Raw genomic sequence first — 17,737 nt, forward strand, 5'->3', positions numbered from 1 at the left:
CCGCAATACCCATAAGCAATTAATTTCATTGTCAGGCAAAATCCACCGCACAAAGCAAACAGTTAACCTCACGTAAATCGCGCTTGACAATTGCGGGATTCGGATTGAATTTATGAAAAAAATTTCACTCTCTTGAAAGAGGGCAGCGGCCGGCCAATTCGGGGCCTGGCGTTGGAAAAAGGGGAAAACCGATGTCAGACATGCAACTGCGCATCGAAGCGCTGTACCGTTCCGACGTGCGCGGATCCGCGCTCCTGATCGTCTGCCTGTGGGCAACGATCCTCTTCGTCCTGCTCATGACATGGCCCTACATCCCGCACAGCGGCATCAAGGCCGTGGTCGCGATCGCCGCCGCCGCCGTGCTGATCTTCAACACGGCCGCCATCCTGGCGATGGTCAAGCACTACAAGGAAGACAAGGAATTCATCTACGGGCTCGATATCAAGAACGCCGACGCATTCCGCAACCGCAAGTCCTGAGGGGTAGAAGAGATGTCCCGCTACACGCCGCCGGAGCAGAGCAAGGCCGGGCAGGTTTTCGACATCGCCGTCGTCGTCGTCGCCATTTTCGTGGCGCTGTGGCTGCCGCTGAAACTGGGCCTCGCCGGTGCGGCGAAATCCATCGACGCGCTCGACGCCAAGACGTGGGAAGCGCTCGGCCAGAACCCGACCATGGCCTCGATCTGGGAAAAGCTCGGCTACACGCCCGAGACCGCGCACGACATCATCCAGAACCGCTTCCATTATGTCATCGACTGGCCGACGCTGATCATAATGGCTGCGGTGCTGATAGGCTATTTCGTCTTCCTGTTTCGCGCATCCGACCGCGAATATCGCGACGTCATCAACGAAAAATTCGACGACAAGTAAGAGTTCTGAGGACGATTTAATTCGGGGACACGATCATGTGGGTGGCACTCTCTTACGCATGCTGGGGCATCTCGATCGTGCTCGCTTTGTGGATGCTTTACGACTGGTTCAAGGTCGACACGACCTTCTCCGAAGAGGTGCTGACCTCGTCGCGCGAAGGCGAACTGGAAGCCACTTCCGAAAAACACCGGATCTGAGTGAGGATTGAACAATGACGATCGCACTTGAACCGGCTGCCCCGGCTGTCCAAGGGGACAGAGTTTCACTTCTGCGCGTGCTCGGACCGGCCCATGTCTGGGCGCTCGGCGTCGGCATCGTCCTGGTCGGCGAATTCACCGGCTGGAATTTCTCGGCGGACAAGGGTGGCGCGCTGGCCGCGCTCATCGTCTGCTGGGTCGTCGGATTGCTCTACACCTCGGTCGCGATGATCGATTCCGAGGTGACATCGACCGTGGCCGCCGCCGGCGGCCAGTATGCGCAGGCAAAGCACATCGTCGGACCGCTGATGGCGTTCAACGTCGCGCTGTTCCTGGTCTTTGCCTACACGATGCTCGAAGTGTCCGACGCCATCCTGCTCGGCGACACCATCGTCGCCAAGGCCGGCGTCGAAGGGCTCACCCACAATTCCTTCATCGCCGCGACCATCGTCGTGCTGGCGTGGCTGAACTATCGCGGCGTGCTGATGACGCTCAACGTCAACTTCGTCATCACCGCGATCGCCTATATCTCGATCGTCATCCTGTTCTTCTCGGTCAGCCCGTGGACGCAAGGCGCGGTGCTGAAGCTGAACGAACTGGTCACCCCTGGCAATGCGCTTCCCTATGGCTGGATCGGCGTCATCGCCGCCTTCCAGTTCGGCATATGGTACTATCTCGGCATCGAAGGCACCACACAGGCCGCCGAGGAAGTGCGCTCCCCGGCGCGCTCGCTGCCTTACGGCACCATGGCCGGCATGATCACGCTTTTGATCGCGGCGGCCATGACCTGGTATGTCTGCGCCTCCCTGATGCCCTGGGAATATCTCGGCATCACCTACTATCCACTGTGGGACGCCGGCAAGCTGACCGGCAGCCCGCTGCTCGAGAACCTGTTGTTCGTCGCCACGCTGCTCGCCGCGCTGGCGTCGGCCAATGGCTGCATCAACGATGCGGCGCGCGCCTGGTTCTCGCTCGGCCGCGACCGCTATCTGCCGACATGGTTCTCGGCCGTGCATCCGAAATATCGCACGCCCTATCGCTCGATCCTGTTCCTGCTGCCGATCGCGCTGGCCTTCGCCTTCATCGCCGACCTCAACCAGGCGATCACCTTTTCGATCCTGTCGGGGGTGCTGCAATACACGTTCATGAGCATCAACATCATCATGTTCCGCAAGAAGTGGCCGCTGGGCTCGATCCGCCGAGGCTACACCCACCCCTTCCATCCGATCCCGGCCATGGTGCTGTTCTGCCTGTGCGTGGTGACCTTCTTCGCCATCTTCCTCGGCTTCGGCTCGCAGCTGATCGCCATGGTCGCCTTCTACTTCCTGATCTCGCTGTGGTTCCACTTCTACCGTTACAAATTCGTGCGGCGCGGCGACCAGTTCACCATGCCGTGGCCAAAGCCGCAGGGTTATTGATGGGAGTAGGCCCGTCCGGATCCCGGGCGGGCCTGGCATGAGAAAATGTCCGATCTGACATCAGCACTGCTGGCCGGGGCCATTGTCCTGGTTGTCGTTCTCCACCTTGCCTGGCAAGCGCGTGCCAGCCGCAGCAGGGCATCGATGGCGCTCGCCGTCGAGCAGGACCGCATCCGCACAATCATCGCCGATGCTGCCAATGTTTCGGATGGCACCGCCGGCGTCATCACCTGGGAAGGATCCTGGAACAGCAAACGTGTCCAGGTGCGCACCATCGTCGATACGCTGGCGACGCGCAAACTGCCGGCGCGCTGGCTCAGTGTTTCGATCACCGAAGAGGTCGCGGTACCAGCCACCTTCGACATGATGATGCGGCCGGGCTCGCCGACGACCTTCTCCAATTTCGATCATCTCGAGCATACGCTGCCCAAGGCTCCGGGATTCCCCGCCGAGTCGGTGCTGCGCACCGACCGCAGGGCGGCGCGCTTTCCGCAAGGCCTTATCGCCAGCCACATCGAGATCTTTTCCGAAGGGCGCGCCAAGGAACTGCTGATCACGCCCAAGGGTATACGCATCGTCTGGCTTCTGGCCGAAGCCGAGCGGGCGCGCTATGGCGTTTTCCGGCAGGCCGAATTCGGCGACGCCGCACTCGATCCCGCGCTGATCGAAAGGCTGCTGATGTCGGTGTCGGCGCTTCGCGACGCGATCAACAAAAGCGAACGGCAGGCCGCATGACCAGTTCCGCCACTGCACCCACCAATCCCTATCTGGTTCTCGGCGCCGCAATCGTGCTGCCGGGAAGCGGGCACGTCATTCTGGGCGTGCCGGTGCGCGGCCTTCAATTCCTTTTCTTCATGGTGATCCTGGCATGGGTGACGGCCAAGATCGCGCCGCCCGATGCCAGCTTCGTCGGCCGTCACGCCGGCGGCTTCCTGATCTATGCTTTGTCGATCCTGGACGCCTACAAGCTCGCCCGCATCCGCACCGCCAAATGGGTTCACAACGCCCGGCAAGGCAACGATAGTGGGCAGAGCGGCATTGAGACGCATAGGTAACTAGAGGAATATTTTTTTCATACGATTGAATTTGCGGACCTCATTCGATACATCATTTCAGAGTTGCAAACGATCTCTTAGCTACAAAACGTCGGGAGGCTGACATGTGTGGAATTGTCGGACTGTTTTTGAAGGACAAGTCGCTGGAACCCCAGCTTGGCGCGATGCTGTCGCAGATGCTGATCTCGCTCAGCGATCGCGGTCCCGATAGCGCCGGCATCGCCATCTATGGCGCGCCGTCCAAGAATGAGGCCAAGATCACCATCCAGTCGGCCAAGCCCGACCGCGATTTCCGCGGCCTCGAGGCGGAGCTCGCCAAGGCCATCGGCACGCCGGTGACGATCGCGGTGAAATCCACCCATGCAGTCGTCAGGACCACCCCCGCCAAGATCGATGAAGCGCGCGAAACCATCCAGGCGCTGCGCCCCGACATCCGCATCATGGGCGCCGGCGACGTGGTCGAGATCTACAAGGAAGTCGGCCTGCCCGAGGCAGTCGTCGATCGCTTCGATGTCCGCAAGATGACCGGCACACATGGCATCGGCCATACCCGCATGGCGACGGAATCGGCGGTGACGACGATGGGCGCGCATCCGTTCTCGACCGGCGCCGACCAGTGCCTGGTGCACAATGGCTCGCTGTCGAACCACAACAATGTCCGCCGCGAACTGATCCGCGAAGGCATGACCTTCGAAACCGAGAACGACACCGAAGTCGCTGCCGCCTATCTCTCGTCACAGATGGCGCATGGCAAGAATCTCGGCGAGGCGCTGGAAGGCACGCTCTCCGACCTCGACGGCTTCTTCACCTTCGTCGTCGGCACCAAGAACGGCTTTGGCGTGGTGCGCGATCCGATTGCCTGCAAGCCAGCCGTGATGGCCGAAACCGACCAATATGTCGCCTTCGGCTCGGAATATCGCGCGCTGACCAAACTGCCCGGCATAGACAATGCGAGGGTCTGGGAACCCGAGCCCGCAACCGTCTATTTCTGGGAGCATTGAGTTCATGCCGGCAACCACGCTTTCAAAAACCGCGGCACACGACCCTCGGGTCTTCGATCTCGACCAGTTGTCGCTGCGCGAACTCAACCAGGCGCTGCACAATCTGGCTCCCGGCTCGAACGAAACGGCATGGGAAGTGCTGAACCCGAAAGGCAGCCATTCGGTGGCCGTTGGCGTCGACCAGCCTGTTGCCATCGATGTGCGCGGCAGCGTCGGCTATTACTGCGGCGGCATGAATTCCGGCAGCACCATTACCGTGCATGGCTCGGCAGGGCCTGGAGTCGGCGAGAACATGATGTCGGGCTCGATCACCATCAAAGGCGACGCCAGCCAGTATGCCGGCGCCACCGGCAAGGGCGGCCTGCTGGTCATCGAAGGCAACGCCTCGTCGCGCTGCGGCATTTCGATGAAGGGCATCGATATCGTCGTGCATGGAAATATCGGCCATATGTCGGCCTTCATGGCGCAGTCAGGCAATCTGGTGGTGTTGGGCGATGCCGGCGATGCGCTCGGCGATTCCATCTACGAGGCGCGGCTCTTCGTGCGCGGCAAGGTCGACAGCCTCGGCGCCGACTGCATCGCCAAGGAAATGCGGACCGAGCATCTGGAATTGCTGCAGGGCCTGCTCGACCGCGCCGGCGTCACCGGCGTCAAGCCGTCGGAGTTCAAGCGCTACGGCTCGGCGCGTACCCTCTATAATTTCAATATCGACAACGCCGACGCGTATTGAGGCAGCATGACCTACAGGAACCCGCCGACGACGCCGCGCAAATCCGCGACCTTCGACGACTACACGCTTTCCGAGATCCGCCGTGCCGCGGCGACCGGCATCTATGACATCCGTGGCGCCGGCGCCAAGCGCAAGCTGCCGCATTTCGACGACCTACTGTTCCTCGGCGCCTCGATCTCGCGTTACCCGCTCGAAGGCTATCGCGAGCGCTGCGACACATCGGTCGTGCTCGGCTCTCGCCATGCCAAGAAGCCGATCGAGTTGAAGATTCCGATCACCATTGCCGGCATGAGCTTCGGCTCGCTGTCGGGTCCGGCCAAGGAAGCGCTCGGACGCGGCGCTACCCTGTCGGGCACCTCGACCACGACGGGCGACGGCGGCATGACCGAGGAGGAGCGCGGCCATTCCAAGCAACTGGTCTATCAATATCTGCCGTCGCGCTACGGCATGAACCTGCGCGATCTGCGCCGCGCCGATGCGATCGAGGTCGTCGTCGGCCAGGGCGCCAAGCCGGGTGGCGGCGGCATGCTGCTTGGCCAGAAGATTTCGGATCGTGTCGCGGAAATGCGCACGCTGCCGAAAGGCATCGACCAGCGCTCGGCCTCACGCCATCCCGACTGGACCGGACCCGACGATCTCGAGATCAAGATCCTCGAATTGCGCGAAATCACCGACTGGGAAAAACCGATCTACGTCAAGGTCGGCGGCGCGCGCCCCTATTATGACACGGCGCTTGCCGTGAAGGCCGGCGCCGATGTCGTTGTCGTCGACGGCATGCAGGGCGGCACCGCCGCCACCCAGGAAGTGTTCATCGAAAATGTCGGCCAGCCGACGCTTGCCTGCATCAGGCCGGCCGTGCAGGCGCTGCAGGACCTCGGCATGCACCGCAAGGTGCAGTTGATCGTCTCCGGCGGCATTCGCAACGGCGCCGATGTCGCCAAGGCGCTGGCGCTCGGCGTCGACGCGGTCTCGATCGGCACGGCGGCCCTTGTCGCGCTCGGCGACAACGATCCGCGCTGGGAGGCGGAGTACAACGAGCTTGGCACCACGGCCGGCGCCTATGACGATTGGCACGAGGGGCGCGACCCCGCCGGCATCACCACGCAGGATCCGGAACTGATGAAGCGGGTCGATCCGGTGGCTGCCGGGCGCCGGCTAGCGAACTACCTCAAGGTGATGACCCTTGAGGCTCAAACGATCGCCCGCGCGTGCGGCAAGAACAGCCTGCACAATCTCGAACCCGAGGACCTGGTCGCGCTGACGATCGAGGCAGCCGCCATGGCCGGCGTGCCGCTGGCCGGCACCAACTGGATACCGGGGAAGAACGGCTTCTGATCAACGAAGGGCCGATTCCCGCATACTCGGGAACAACAATCGATAAAATGGGGAACTACCGTGGCAACTGATCTTGCTGAATTCGCAAGGGCGAAAAACGTCAAATATTTCATGATTTCCTACACTGACCTGTTCAGTGGCCAGCGTGCCAAGCTGGTGCCGGCGCAGGCGATATCAGACATGCAGAAGGACGGCGCCGGCTTTGCCGGTTTCGCCACATGGCTGGACCTGACGCCGGCGCATCCCGACATGCTTGCGGTGCCGGATCCGGATTCGGTGATCCAGCTGCCGTGGAAGCCTGAGGTCGCCTGGGTGGCGGCCAACTGCATCATGGACGACAAGGAGGTCGACCAGGCGCCGCGCAACACACTGAAGCGGCTGATCGCGGAAGCCGCCAGCGACGGCATGCATGTCAAGACCGGCGTCGAGGCCGAGTTCTTCCTGATCTCGCCTGACGGCAAGACGATCTCCGACGAATACGACACGGCCTCAAAACCCTGCTACGACCAGCAAGCGGTGATGCGGCGCTACGACGTCATCGCAGAGATCTGCGACCACATGCTGGCGCTCGGCTGGGGCGCCTATCAGAACGACCATGAGGACGCCAACGGCCAGTTCGAGATGAACTGGGCTTTCGACGACGCGCTGGCGACCGCCGACAAGCACTCGTTCTTCAAATTCATGGTCAAGTCGATCGCGGAAAAGCATGGCCTGCGCGCGACCTTCATGCCGAAGCCCTTCCAGGGTCTGACCGGCAATGGCTGCCATGCCCATATCTCGGTTTGGGACAAATCGGGCAAGACCAACGTCTTCGCCGACAATGCGATGGAGCTCGGCCTGTCGGCCAAGGGCCGGAATTTCCTCGGCGGCATCATGAAGCATGCCTCCGCACTAGCCGCGATCACCAACCCGACGGTGAATTCCTACAAACGCATCAACGCGCCGCGCACCATTTCGGGCGCGACCTGGGCACCGAACACGGTGACCTGGACCGGCAACAACCGCACCCACATGGTGCGCGTGCCCGGCCCCGGCCGCTTCGAGCTGCGCCTGCCGGATGGCGCCGCCAATCCCTATTTGCTGCAGGCCGTCATCATCGCGGCCGGCCTCGACGGCATCCGCTCCAAGGCCGATCCGGGCAAGCGCCACGACATCGACATGTACCAGCTCGGCCATACCGTCACAGACGCACCGAAGCTGCCGCTCAACCTGCTCGACGCGCTGCGTGAGTTCGACAATGACAAATCGCTCAAGGCGGCGCTGGGTGAGGAATTTTCGTCGGCATATCTAAAGCTGAAGCAGCAGGAATGGAATTCCTATGCTTCGCACTTCACGCAATGGGAGCGCGACCACACGCTGGATATTTGACCACCAGCGCGACGCGAGCGACCTCGGAATGAACTGATGAAATATTCGATCTTCTCGCTCGCTCGTGCCGCCGTGTCCGGCCACAAGAACTGGCAGCGCACCTGGCGCGACGCCACGCCGAAGGATCGCTACGACGTGGTGATCATCGGCGGCGGTGGGCACGGGCTGGCCACCGCCTGGTTCCTCGCCAGCGAGTACGGCATCAAGAATGTCGCCGTGCTCGAAAAAGGCTGGATCGGCTCCGGCAATGCCGGCCGCAACACCACCATCATCCGCTCCAATTACGGTCTGCCCGGCAACACCGGCTTCTACGAATTGTCGATGAAGCTGTGGGAGCGGATGGAGCAGGACCTCAACTACAATGCGATGGTCAGCCAGCGCGGCGTCATCAACCTCTACCATTCCGACGCGCAGCGCGACGCCTATGCGCGGCGCGGCAACACCATGCGCATCAACGGCATCGACGCCGAACTGCTCGACCTCGCTGCCGTCAGGAAGATGATCCCGTTCCTGAACTTCGACAATGCGCGCTTTCCCGTGCAAGGCGGGCTGTTGCAGCGGCGCGGCGGCACGGCGCGGCACGATGCGGTGGTCTGGGGCTATGCGCATGCGGCGAGCGAACTCGGCGTCGACATCATCCAGAATTGCGAAGTCACCGGCTTCGTCAGAGACGCCAATGGCAAGGTGACCGGCGTCGAGACGTCGCGCGGCAAGATCGGCGCCGGAAAGGTTGGCATGGCGGTCGCCGGCTCCTCGTCGCGCGTCGCGGCAATGGCCGGCCTGCGCCTGCCGATCGAGAGCCATGTGCTGCAGGCCTTCGTCTCCGAGGCGATCAAGCCGCTCATCCCGGGCGTCATGACCTTCGGCGCCGGCCATTTCTACGTCAGCCAGTCCGACAAGGGCGGCCTCGTCTTCGGCGGCGATATAGACGGCTACAATTCCTACGCCCAGCGCGGCAACATGCCTGTGATGGAAGACGTCTGCGAGGGCGGCATGGCGCTGATGCCGATGATCGGCCGCGTGCGCCTGCTGCGCCAGTGGGGCGGCATCATGGACATGTCGATGGACGGTTCACCGATCATCGACAAGACGCCCGTCGACGGGCTCTATCTCAACGCGGGCTGGTGCTATGGCGGCTTCAAGGCGACGCCAGGGTCCGGTTTTGTCTTTGCGCACCTCCTGGCTCGCGACGAGTCGCATGAAGAAGCGGCACGGTTCCGCCTAGACCGGTTCCGAACTGGCGCCATGATCGACGAAAAGGGCCAGGGCGCCCAACCGAACCTGCATTGAAGGCGGTTTAGAAGAAATGCGCATTGCCTGTCCTTTCTGCGGTGAACGCGAACTCGGCGAGTTCACCTATCTCGGCGACGCCAAACCGGTACGGCCCGAGGCCGGCGCCTCGGAAGACGAGGTCTTCGACTATGTCTATCTGCGCGACAATGTCGCCGGCGCGACCAGCGAATACTGGTACCATGGCGGTGGTTGCCGGGCTTGGCTGAAGGTCACCCGCAACACGCTGACGCACGAGATTTCCTCCATCGAACCGGCGGCTGGTGCCGGCGCTGCGAAGGTTGGTGCGTGATGGCCGGCGCGCAGACACACCGGCTCGGCAATGGCGGGCTTGTCGACCGCTCGGCACCGCTGAACTTCCGTTTCGACGGCAAGGCTTTCTCCGGCTTCCAGGGCGACACGCTCGCCTCGGCGCTGATCGCCAACGGCGTCAAGCTGGTCGGCCGTTCGTTCAAATACCACCGCCCGCGCGGCATCCTGACTGCGGGCTCGGAAGAACCCAATGCGCTGGTCGAGCTGCGCACCGGGGCACGGCGCGAGCCGAACACCAAGGCGACGACGGCCGAACTCTATGACGGGCTCGAGGCCGCCAGCCAGAACCGTTGGCCGTCGCTGCGCCACGACGTGATGTCGGTCAACCAGCTGTTCGCGCCGATCTTCGTTGCCGGCTTCTACTACAAGACATTCATGTGGCCGGCGAAGTTCTGGGAAGCGATCTATGAGCCGGCGATCCGCCGCGCCGCAGGCCTTGGCCGTGCCGCCGGCCTTGCCGATCCCGACCACTACGACAAGGCATGGGCGCATTGCGACGTGCTGATCGCCGGCTCCGGCCCGGCTGGTCTGGCCGCGGCGTTGGCAGCCGGCCGCGCAGGCGCCCGCGTCATCCTGTGCGAGGAGGATTTTGTCCTCGGCGGCCGTCTGCTGTCGGATGGCGCAATGATCGACGGCGAACCTGCGGCCGAGTGGATTTCGCGGACGCTGGCTGAACTGGCTGGTATGCCCGACGTCCGCGTCATGACCCGCACGACGCTGTTCGGCGTCTACGATGGCGGCACCTATGGCGCCATTGAGCGGGTCAACGACCATTTGCCCTCGCCGCCCGAGCACCAGGTGCGCCAGCGCCTGTGGCGGATCGTGGCGAAGCGCTGCGTCGTGGCAGCCGGCGCCATCGAACGGCCGATCGTCTTTGCCGGCAACGACACGCCCGGCGTGATGATGGCCTCCGCCATGCGCACCTATGTCGCGCGCTACGCCGCTACACCGGCAAAGCGGATCGCACTTTTCACCAACAATGAGGACGGCTGGCGCACCGTCGAGACGGCGCTCGGTGCCGGCCTGCAGATAGCGGCGGTCATCGATGCACGGCCCGAAATATCGCCGGCGCATCGTTCGCTGGCCTCGAAGGGCGGCTTCCCGGTGCTGCACGGTTCCGTCAGTGGCATCGACGGCGGCAAGGATGGCGTCAGGAAAATCGCGGTGTCGCTGACCGGCGGCGCGCGCGCCGAGGTTGAAGCGGACGGGCTCGCCGTTTCCGGCGGCTGGAACCCGGCGGTCGGGCTGACCTCCTATCATCGCGGCCGGCCGAAATGGCGCGACGATATTGCTGCTTTCGTACCGGACGGCGCGCCGCCCGGTATGGTCGCAGCGGGCGCCGCCAATGGCGACTTTGGCCTCGGCGCCTGCCTGAGCCAGGGATTTGCCGCTGGCGCGGCAGCGGCGCGTGACACGGGGCACAATGGTACGGCGGGCGCCGCGCCTGCCGCCGATGACGAGGCTTTCTCGCTCACCCCGCTCTGGCATGTCGCCGGCAAGGGCAAAGCCTTTGTCGACCAGCAACACGACGTCACCGCGTCCGACATCGAGCTGGCGCAGCGCGAGGGTTTTGAATCGGTCGAGCATCTGAAGCGCTACACCACGCTCGGCATGGCGACCGACCAGGGCAAGACCTCCAACGTCGCCGGCCTCGCCATCATGGCGGCGGTAACAGGCAAATCCATTCCCGAGACCGGCACGACCATCTATCGCCCGCCTTACGTGCCCGTCGCCATCGGCGCCTTTGCCGGACACCATCGCGATGAGACTTTTCATGCAACGCGGCTGACGCCGTCGCATCACTGGGCGGTGGAACAAGGTGCTGTCTTCGTCGACACCGGTCTTTGGAAACGGGCGCAGTGGTACCCCCGCGCGGGCGAGAAGGACTGGCTGGAATCGGTGACGCGCGAGGTCAAGGCGGTGCGCTCAGGCGTCGGATTCTGCGATGTCTCGACGCTCGGCAAGATCGACGTGCACGGTCCGGATGCCGGCGCCTTCCTCGACCGCGTCTACATCAACACCTTCTCCAGTCTTGCAGTGGGCAAGGCGCGCTACGGTCTGATGCTGCGCGAGGACGGCATCGTCTATGACGACGGCACCACGTCGCGGCTGGCCGAAGACCACTATTTTCTCACCACCACCACGGCCAAGGCCGGTCTGGTGATGCAGCATCTCGAATTCTGCCGCCAGGTGCTGTTCCCGGAGCTCGACGTGCAGCTCACTTCCGTCTCCGACCAGTGGGCGCAGTTCTCGATCGCCGGACCGAGCGCGCGGGAGTTGCTGAAACAGATCGTTGATGAGTCCGAGGACCTTTCCAACGAAGGCTTTCCGTTCATGGGCGCGCGCGAAGTGACATTGCGCGGCGGCCTCAAGGCGCGGCTGTTCCGCATCTCGTTCTCCGGCGAAATGGCCTTCGAGATCTCGGTACCGGCACGCTTCGGCGATGCGATGGCGCGCAATCTGATGCTGGCCGGTGCGCCATTCGGCGTGACGCCTTACGGCACCGAGGCGCTCGGCGTCATGCGCGTCGAAAAGGGCCACATCGCCGGACCGGAACTGAGCGGCACGACGACAGCGGCCGATCTTGGTCTGGGCAAGATGATGTCGACCAAGAAAGACTATATCGGCCGCGTCATGGCCGGACGCGAGGCGCTGGTAGCCCCAGATCGCCAGGTCGTCGTCGGCATCAAGCCGACGGACGAGACACGCCGGTTGCGCTCCGGCGCACACATCATCCCGAAGGGGCAGACGCCCGGCCCCGGCAACGACCAGGGCTATGTCACCTCGGTCTGCTTCTCGCCGACGTTGGATCAGTGGATCGGGCTCGCGCTTGTCGAACGCGGCCGCGAACGCATCGGCGAGATCGTGCACGCGCATGATCCATTGCGCGGCGAAGACTATGACGTCGAACTCTGCAATCCCGTCTTCTACGACCCGGATGGAGGGCGCCAGCGTGGTTGAGTTTTCCTGGGCTCCCCGCAGTCCGCTTGAAAAGGCGCTCGTTGCCGGCGTGCATGGTGCACGCGGTATTGAGGCCGGCGTCTCGCTGACCGAGATCCGCAATTTTGATCTGATCCAGGTGATGGCGCGGCGCGGCCAGGCGGCCGAGCTGGGACAAGCCGCCAAGGCTCGGTTTGGTGTTGCTGTCCCTGATGCGCCCAAGGCGGTGCGGACTTCGGACGCAACGCTGATCTGGTCGGGACCGGACCAGTTCTTCGTGCTGTCGAAGGGCGGCAAGCACACGATACAGACGCTGGAGCCCGCATTGTCCGGCTCGCTGTCGGACCAGTCGCATGCGCGGGTTCTGGTCAGCATCTCCGGCGCCAAGGCGCGGACAATGCTGGCGAAACTGTCGTCGATCGATTTGCATCCCGATGCGTTTCCGGTTGGCGCCGCCGCCGCGACGTCGATGGATCACACCAGCGTCACGCTCTGGCGCGGCGGTGATCGGACGGATGGGCAGGCGGTGTTCAACGTTCTGATGTTTGCGACGTTTGCCGAGAGCCTTTGGCATACGATGCTGGATTCGGGCGCGGAGTACGGCGTCGACATCGACCATACAGAGAGACTGGCTTAGCCTTGGCTAGTCTTCCCTTCTCCCACAACAAGGGGAGAAGGGAAAGCGCGCGCCACCTCCGCCTTGCCAAACCCAACCGCACTGCTATTCTTGCTGCTAAAATAATTTCACACACAGGCAAACTTGTTTCTCGAACCGCAAGGCTGAGATGAGCCAGTCGCCCTACCCCGCAATTGCCGCCGGACCGCCCAAGCCTAGCCTCATCCTGAGGCCCGGCCAGATCGCGCTGCCGCCGGGCATGGAGCGTTATACGATCCAGGGCAACGGCGCGGTGCTGATCGACATCGAGGCCGGCGACGCGATCACCGTGCGCAATGTCGAAGGCGGCCAGGCCTGCGAACTTCTGGCCTGGGACAGGACCGGCGCGACCGATCCCAGCATTTTTGGTGAAGCATCGAACAGCAACGCTGCCGGCATCAAAGCGCTGCTCATAGAGGGGGACGACAGTCTCGCATCCCTGCGGAGCGGGCTCGCCCGCCGGCAGGTGCAGCTTGACCACGCCAAGGCCGTGCGGGTGTTCGGCGTCACGACACCGGCCGGCACCGAGCAGGCTTTCACCGTCGCACGCGATGGTGTGGTGCTGATTGCCGCCCCCGGCGGGCCGATGCTGGTCGATGGTCATGACACGGCGACACCGCTGACCGTCTTCGTTCGCCGCGCCACGATCCGCCCGGCGGCGAAATCGGTATTGGCTGATCCGCTTGCCGACCCGGTGCTCGATTTGCGCGTCCATTCGGCGACCGCGGAGGCCTATTTCGTTAGGGCTGGCGACTATCTGCAGATCATCGATGTCGACGGGCGCCAATGCACCGATTTCCAGTGCTTTTCGGCGCGCAAGCTGGACAGGGGACTGGATCATCCGCTCGACGTGACGACGACGCGCACGCTCATGGGTGCGAGCTACCCGATGCCCGGCCTGCATTCCAAATACTATGACCAGGACATGGAGCCGCTGGTCGAGGTGGTGCAGGACACATGCGGCCGGCACGACGCCTTCGCGCTCGCCTGCGCCGCCAAATATTACGACGACATCGGCTATCCCGGACACACCAACTGTTCGGAGAATTTCAACGGCGCTCTGGTCGGCAAGGGCGTCAATCCCCGCGCGGGCTGGATGGCGATCAACTTCTTCTTCAACACGGCGATCGACGCGCATGGCGTCATGGTGTCCGACGAGCCGTGGTCGCGGGCGGGCGACTATGTGCTGCTCAGGGCGCTCACCGACATCGTTTGCGTTTCCTCCGCCTGCCCCGACGACACGACGCCGGCCAATGGCTGGAACCCGACCGACATCCATGTGCGGACCTATTCCGGCCAGCACAAATTCTCGCGAGCGATCGCCAGACGCATGACGCCCGATTCGGAACCGAAAATGACCCGCGAGACCGCTTTTCATTCGAGCTTTGCCAAGCACGCCCGCAACTTTCAGGAGTACAAGGGCTATTGGCTCGCCAATTCCTTCGCCAAGGACGGGCCGATCGCCGAATACTGGGCCTGCCGCCAAGACGCGGTGATCATGGACCTGTCGCCGCTGCGCAAGTTCGAGGTCACCGGCCCGGATTCCGAAGCGCTGCTGCAATACACGCTGACCCGCGACGTCAAGAAGCTCGGCGTTGGCCAGGTGGTCTATTCGGCCATGTGCTACGCGCATGGCGGCATGATTGATGACGGCACCCTGCTGCGGCTGGGCAAGGACAATTTCCGCTGGGTCGGCGGCGACGATCTGTCTGGCGAGTGGCTGCGCGAGACGGCGACAAAACTCGGCCTCAATGTCCTTGTGCGTTCCTCCACCGACCAGATGCACAATGTCGCCGTGCAGGGACCGAAGAGCCGCGACATCCTCAGGGAGGTGATCTGGACCTCGCCGCTGCAGCCGTCGATCGACGAACTCGAATGGTTCCGCTTCGCCGTCGCCCGCATTGGTGGCGGCAACGGCATTCCGGTCGTCGTCTCGCGCACCGGCTATACCGGCGAGCTCGGCTACGAGATCTGGTGCCATCCGCGCGACGCCGAAAAAGTCTTCGACGCCATCTGGGAAGCCGGCCAGCCGCACGGGCTGAAGCCGATGGGACTGCAGGCGCTGGACATGGTGCGCATCGAGGCCGGGTTGATCTTCGCCGGATACGAATTTTCCGACCAGACCGATCCGTTCGAGGCCGGCATCGGCTTCACCGTGCCGCTGAAGAGCAAGACCGACGATTTCGTCGGCCGCGAGGCGCTGATCCGCCGCAAGGAGCACCCGCAGACGAAGCTGGTCGGTCTCGACATCGACGCCAATGTCGACGTCGGCCATGGCGATTGCGTGCATGTCGGCCGTGCCCAGATCGGCGTGGTCACGTCAGGCATGCGCTCGCCGGTGCTGAACAAGACCATCGCGCTGGCCAGGCTCGATGTCACCCATTCGGCTGTCGGTACCGAGGTCGAGATCGGCAAGCTCGACGGCCATGCCAAGCGGCTGCCGGCGCGAGTCGTCGCCTTCGCCCACTACGATCCGCAAAAGACCAAACCGCGTTCCTGACGGCCCTTCCCTCCCAAGACAGTGAGGCCGTGCTGCAGTTCGTGATAGGAATTTTTTCTTGACCTGCTGAGGGCAGCTATGCTACATATTCGTCCATGGTGCTGATTTGCGCTGCGACCCGCCTCCGGCGGGTTTTTCGCTTCCTGACCCTTGGTCCTTTTCCGAACAATCCCACCGCGGCAGTGTGAAGCCGACATGTTTCGCAAGCGTGATGTGCACGGCGCGACAAATCGCTTGACCTGAAAGCGCGCCGGATCAATCTTCACTGTTAAGAAAAAAATGCGACTGAGTGGAAACACCGACAGCCGCCCAAAGCATGCGTCGATGATGAAGCCTCGCGAAGTCGCGGCCGTCACGAACGGGGAACATCAAAATGGGGAACAAAGACATATGAGCACGATAACGACTGTCCTGGAGCCGCTTGCCGAAGGCAAGTTGCACCGAAATATCGACTGGCGCGGCGCCTTCTGGGTGGCGAGCGGCGTGCCGGCCCTGGTCCTGTTCTCGATCGGCGGCATTGCCGGCACGACCGGCACGCTGGCCTTCGCGATCTGGATCTTCTCCATGATCATGGGCTTCCTGCAATCCTTCACCTATGCCGAAATCGCCGGCCTGTTTCCGAACAAGTCGGGCGGCGCGTCGATCTACGGCGCCACCGCCTGGCTGCGCTATTCCAAGTTCATCGCGCCGCTGTCTGTCTGGTGCAACTGGTTCGCCTGGTCGCCGGTGCTGTCGCTCGGCTGCTCGATCGCCGCCGCCTACATCCTCAACGCGCTGGCGCCAGTGCCGCTGTTCACCGAAACCTCACCCGATGTCGTCGCCTATATCGCCGCGCATGCCGGGACGAGTGCCGCCGACGCCATCACAGCGGTGACCGCGGCGGCGACGCCGGCAATCCGCAACTGGACGCTTTACAGCCACACGCTGGGACCGGTCTCGTTCACCTTCAACGCGACCTTCTTCATCGGCGCAGTGCTGATGCTGATCATCTTTGCGATCCAGCATCGCGGCATTCTCGGCACCGCCAATGTGCAGAAATATATCGGCCTCTTGGTCATCGTCCCGATGCTGATCGTCGGCGTGGTGCCGATCGTCACCGGCCAGATCAACTGGGCGAATTTTTCGCCGCTGGTGCCGCTGGCCGCAGCCTACGCGCCCGAGCCCGGTGCCTGGAACATCGCCGGCTGGACGCTGGTGCTTGGTGGTATGTTCATCGCCGCCTGGTCGACCTACGGCTTCGAGACCGCCGTCTGCTACACATCCGAGTTCAAGAACCCCGGCACCGACACGTTCAAGGCGATTTTCTATTCCGGCCTTCTGTGCATGCTGCTGTTCATCCTGGTGCCGTTCACCTTCCAGGGCGTGCTTGGCCTCAACGGTATGCTGGCGACGCCGATCGTCGACGGCTCCGGGGTCGCCGACGCGCTGGCCGGCATGGTCGGCGGCGGCGCGCTAGTCCACAGCCTGTTGGTGATGCTGATGATCCTGGCGCTGGTGCTGTGCATCATGACGGCCATGGCCGGCTCTTCGCGTACGCTCTACCAGGGCTCGGTCGATGGCTGGCTGCCGCGCTATCTCAGCCATGTCAACGAACATGGTGCGCCGACACGGGCAATGTGGACCGATCTCGTCTTCAACCTGATCGTGCTGGCCATCGCCTCGGCCGACGCGACGAGCTTCTTCTTCATCCTCGCCGTGTCGAATTGCGGTTACATCATCTTCAACTTCCTCAACCTCAACGCCGGCTGGATCCACCGCATCGACAACGGCCATATCGCACGGCCCTGGAAGGCGCCGAGCTGGCTGCTCGGGATCGGGGCGATCTTCGCCTATGTCAACGCGATCTTCATGGGCGCCGGTGCCAAGGTATGGAACCCGATGGCGCTGTGGGCCGGCCTGATCACGGCAGCGCTGATCATCCCGGTGTTCTGCTTCCGACACTACATTCAGGACAAGGGCAAGTTCCCCGACCACATGCTGGCCGATCTCGGCATGACGGGGGCCGACCTCTCGGTCAAAAAGGCGGGCATGCTGCCCTATCTGACGCTGGTCGCCGGCGTGGTGGTG

Annotated in this window: 16 protein-coding genes; all 16 read left to right on the top strand. The window is 63.2% G+C overall.

Annotation, left to right across the window (positions count from 1 at the left end; all coding sequences use genetic code 11):
* Nucleotides 1-191: 191 nt before the first annotated feature.
* Entirely contained in the window at nt 192-479 is a 288-nt protein-coding gene (locus EN925_RS02895) for a hypothetical protein (protein WP_127368959.1), read from the top strand.
* Nucleotides 480-491: 12 nt separating this feature from the next.
* Nucleotides 492-869 carry a hypothetical protein gene (locus EN925_RS02900; protein WP_013532899.1) on the top strand — a complete coding sequence of 126 codons (378 nt, stop codon included), beginning with the start codon at nt 492-494 and terminating at the stop codon, nt 867-869.
* A gap of 35 nt (nt 870-904) precedes the next feature.
* A complete protein-coding gene (locus EN925_RS02905) occupies nt 905-1,066 on the top strand; it encodes a hypothetical protein (RefSeq protein WP_013532900.1) in 162 nt (53 codons plus the stop codon).
* Between the two features lie 14 nt (nt 1,067-1,080).
* Nucleotides 1,081-2,484, top strand: coding sequence for an amino acid permease (locus EN925_RS02910; RefSeq protein WP_024502594.1), 1,404 nt, complete (start codon nt 1,081-1,083; stop codon nt 2,482-2,484).
* Nucleotides 2,485-2,529: 45 nt separating this feature from the next.
* On the top strand, nt 2,530-3,219 hold the full coding sequence (locus EN925_RS02915) for a hypothetical protein (protein ID WP_024502593.1): 690 nt from the start codon (nt 2,530-2,532) through the stop codon (nt 3,217-3,219).
* Nucleotides 3,216-3,539: a hypothetical protein gene (locus tag EN925_RS02920; RefSeq protein WP_013532903.1), complete on the top strand. Its 324-nt coding sequence runs from the start codon at nt 3,216-3,218 to the stop codon at nt 3,537-3,539. The genes EN925_RS02915 and EN925_RS02920 overlap by 4 nt, the downstream gene beginning before the upstream one ends.
* A gap of 104 nt (nt 3,540-3,643) precedes the next feature.
* On the top strand, nt 3,644-4,540 hold the full coding sequence (locus EN925_RS02925; protein WP_063167616.1) for a glutamine amidotransferase family protein: 897 nt from the start codon (nt 3,644-3,646) through the stop codon (nt 4,538-4,540).
* Between the two features lie 4 nt (nt 4,541-4,544).
* Nucleotides 4,545-5,270: a GXGXG domain-containing protein gene (locus EN925_RS02930; protein WP_013532905.1), complete on the top strand. Its 726-nt coding sequence runs from the start codon at nt 4,545-4,547 to the stop codon at nt 5,268-5,270.
* Between the two features lie 6 nt (nt 5,271-5,276).
* Nucleotides 5,277-6,605: a glutamate synthase-related protein gene (locus EN925_RS02935; RefSeq protein ID WP_010914750.1), complete on the top strand. Its 1,329-nt coding sequence runs from the start codon at nt 5,277-5,279 to the stop codon at nt 6,603-6,605.
* A 60-nt stretch (nt 6,606-6,665) separates the two neighbouring features.
* On the top strand, nt 6,666-7,973 hold the full coding sequence (gene glnT, locus EN925_RS02940; protein ID WP_127384735.1) for a type III glutamate--ammonia ligase: 1,308 nt from the start codon (nt 6,666-6,668) through the stop codon (nt 7,971-7,973).
* 36 nt (nt 7,974-8,009) lie between these two features.
* Nucleotides 8,010-9,263, top strand: coding sequence for a sarcosine oxidase subunit beta family protein (locus EN925_RS02945; protein WP_127368331.1), 1,254 nt, complete (start codon nt 8,010-8,012; stop codon nt 9,261-9,263).
* A 16-nt stretch (nt 9,264-9,279) separates the two neighbouring features.
* Complete coding sequence (locus tag EN925_RS02950; RefSeq protein WP_024502588.1) at nt 9,280-9,555, top strand: sarcosine oxidase subunit delta family protein; 276 nt, start codon at nt 9,280-9,282, stop codon at nt 9,553-9,555.
* Nucleotides 9,555-12,536 carry a sarcosine oxidase subunit alpha gene (locus tag EN925_RS02955; RefSeq protein WP_127368330.1) on the top strand — a complete coding sequence of 994 codons (2,982 nt, stop codon included), beginning with the start codon at nt 9,555-9,557 and terminating at the stop codon, nt 12,534-12,536. The genes EN925_RS02950 and EN925_RS02955 overlap by 1 nt, the downstream gene beginning before the upstream one ends.
* The gene (locus EN925_RS02960; protein WP_127368329.1) at nt 12,529-13,152 is read left to right on the top strand and encodes a sarcosine oxidase subunit gamma family protein; all 624 of its coding nucleotides are present in this window, start codon (nt 12,529-12,531) and stop codon (nt 13,150-13,152) included. The genes EN925_RS02955 and EN925_RS02960 overlap by 8 nt, the downstream gene beginning before the upstream one ends.
* Nucleotides 13,153-13,300: 148 nt before the next feature.
* Entirely contained in the window at nt 13,301-15,670 is a 2,370-nt protein-coding gene (locus EN925_RS02965) for an aminomethyltransferase family protein (RefSeq protein ID WP_128336330.1), read from the top strand.
* Between the two features lie 390 nt (nt 15,671-16,060).
* Nucleotides 16,061-17,737 (top strand): APC family permease (locus EN925_RS02970; RefSeq protein ID WP_164894115.1); only part of this gene is annotated, 1,677 nt, incomplete at its 3' end.

Source organism: Mesorhizobium sp. M7A.F.Ca.US.006.04.2.1 (genome assembly GCF_004022915.1).
GTDB lineage: Bacteria > Pseudomonadota > Alphaproteobacteria > Rhizobiales > Rhizobiaceae > Mesorhizobium > Mesorhizobium ciceri.

What these genes read in the sequence shown, in the direction of transcription:
- EN925_RS02915 (WP_024502593.1), top strand. Translation starts at nt 2,530, where the DNA reads ATGTCCGATCTGACATCAGCACTGCTGGCCGGGGCCATTGTCCTGGTT.
- EN925_RS02935 (WP_010914750.1), top strand. Translation starts at nt 5,277, where the DNA reads ATGACCTACAGGAACCCGCCGACGACGCCGCGCAAATCCGCGACCTTC.
- EN925_RS02925 (WP_063167616.1), top strand. Translation starts at nt 3,644, where the DNA reads ATGTGTGGAATTGTCGGACTGTTTTTGAAGGACAAGTCGCTGGAACCC.
- EN925_RS02920 (WP_013532903.1), top strand. Translation starts at nt 3,216, where the DNA reads ATGACCAGTTCCGCCACTGCACCCACCAATCCCTATCTGGTTCTCGGC.
- EN925_RS02950 (WP_024502588.1), top strand. Translation starts at nt 9,280, where the DNA reads ATGCGCATTGCCTGTCCTTTCTGCGGTGAACGCGAACTCGGCGAGTTC.
- EN925_RS02930 (WP_013532905.1), top strand. Translation starts at nt 4,545, where the DNA reads ATGCCGGCAACCACGCTTTCAAAAACCGCGGCACACGACCCTCGGGTC.
- EN925_RS02955 (WP_127368330.1), top strand. Translation starts at nt 9,555, where the DNA reads ATGGCCGGCGCGCAGACACACCGGCTCGGCAATGGCGGGCTTGTCGAC.
- EN925_RS02895 (WP_127368959.1), top strand. Translation starts at nt 192, where the DNA reads ATGTCAGACATGCAACTGCGCATCGAAGCGCTGTACCGTTCCGACGTG.
- EN925_RS02945 (WP_127368331.1), top strand. Translation starts at nt 8,010, where the DNA reads ATGAAATATTCGATCTTCTCGCTCGCTCGTGCCGCCGTGTCCGGCCAC.
- EN925_RS02900 (WP_013532899.1), top strand. Translation starts at nt 492, where the DNA reads ATGTCCCGCTACACGCCGCCGGAGCAGAGCAAGGCCGGGCAGGTTTTC.
- EN925_RS02905 (WP_013532900.1), top strand. Translation starts at nt 905, where the DNA reads ATGTGGGTGGCACTCTCTTACGCATGCTGGGGCATCTCGATCGTGCTC.
- EN925_RS02910 (WP_024502594.1), top strand. Translation starts at nt 1,081, where the DNA reads ATGACGATCGCACTTGAACCGGCTGCCCCGGCTGTCCAAGGGGACAGA.
- EN925_RS02965 (WP_128336330.1), top strand. Translation starts at nt 13,301, where the DNA reads ATGAGCCAGTCGCCCTACCCCGCAATTGCCGCCGGACCGCCCAAGCCT.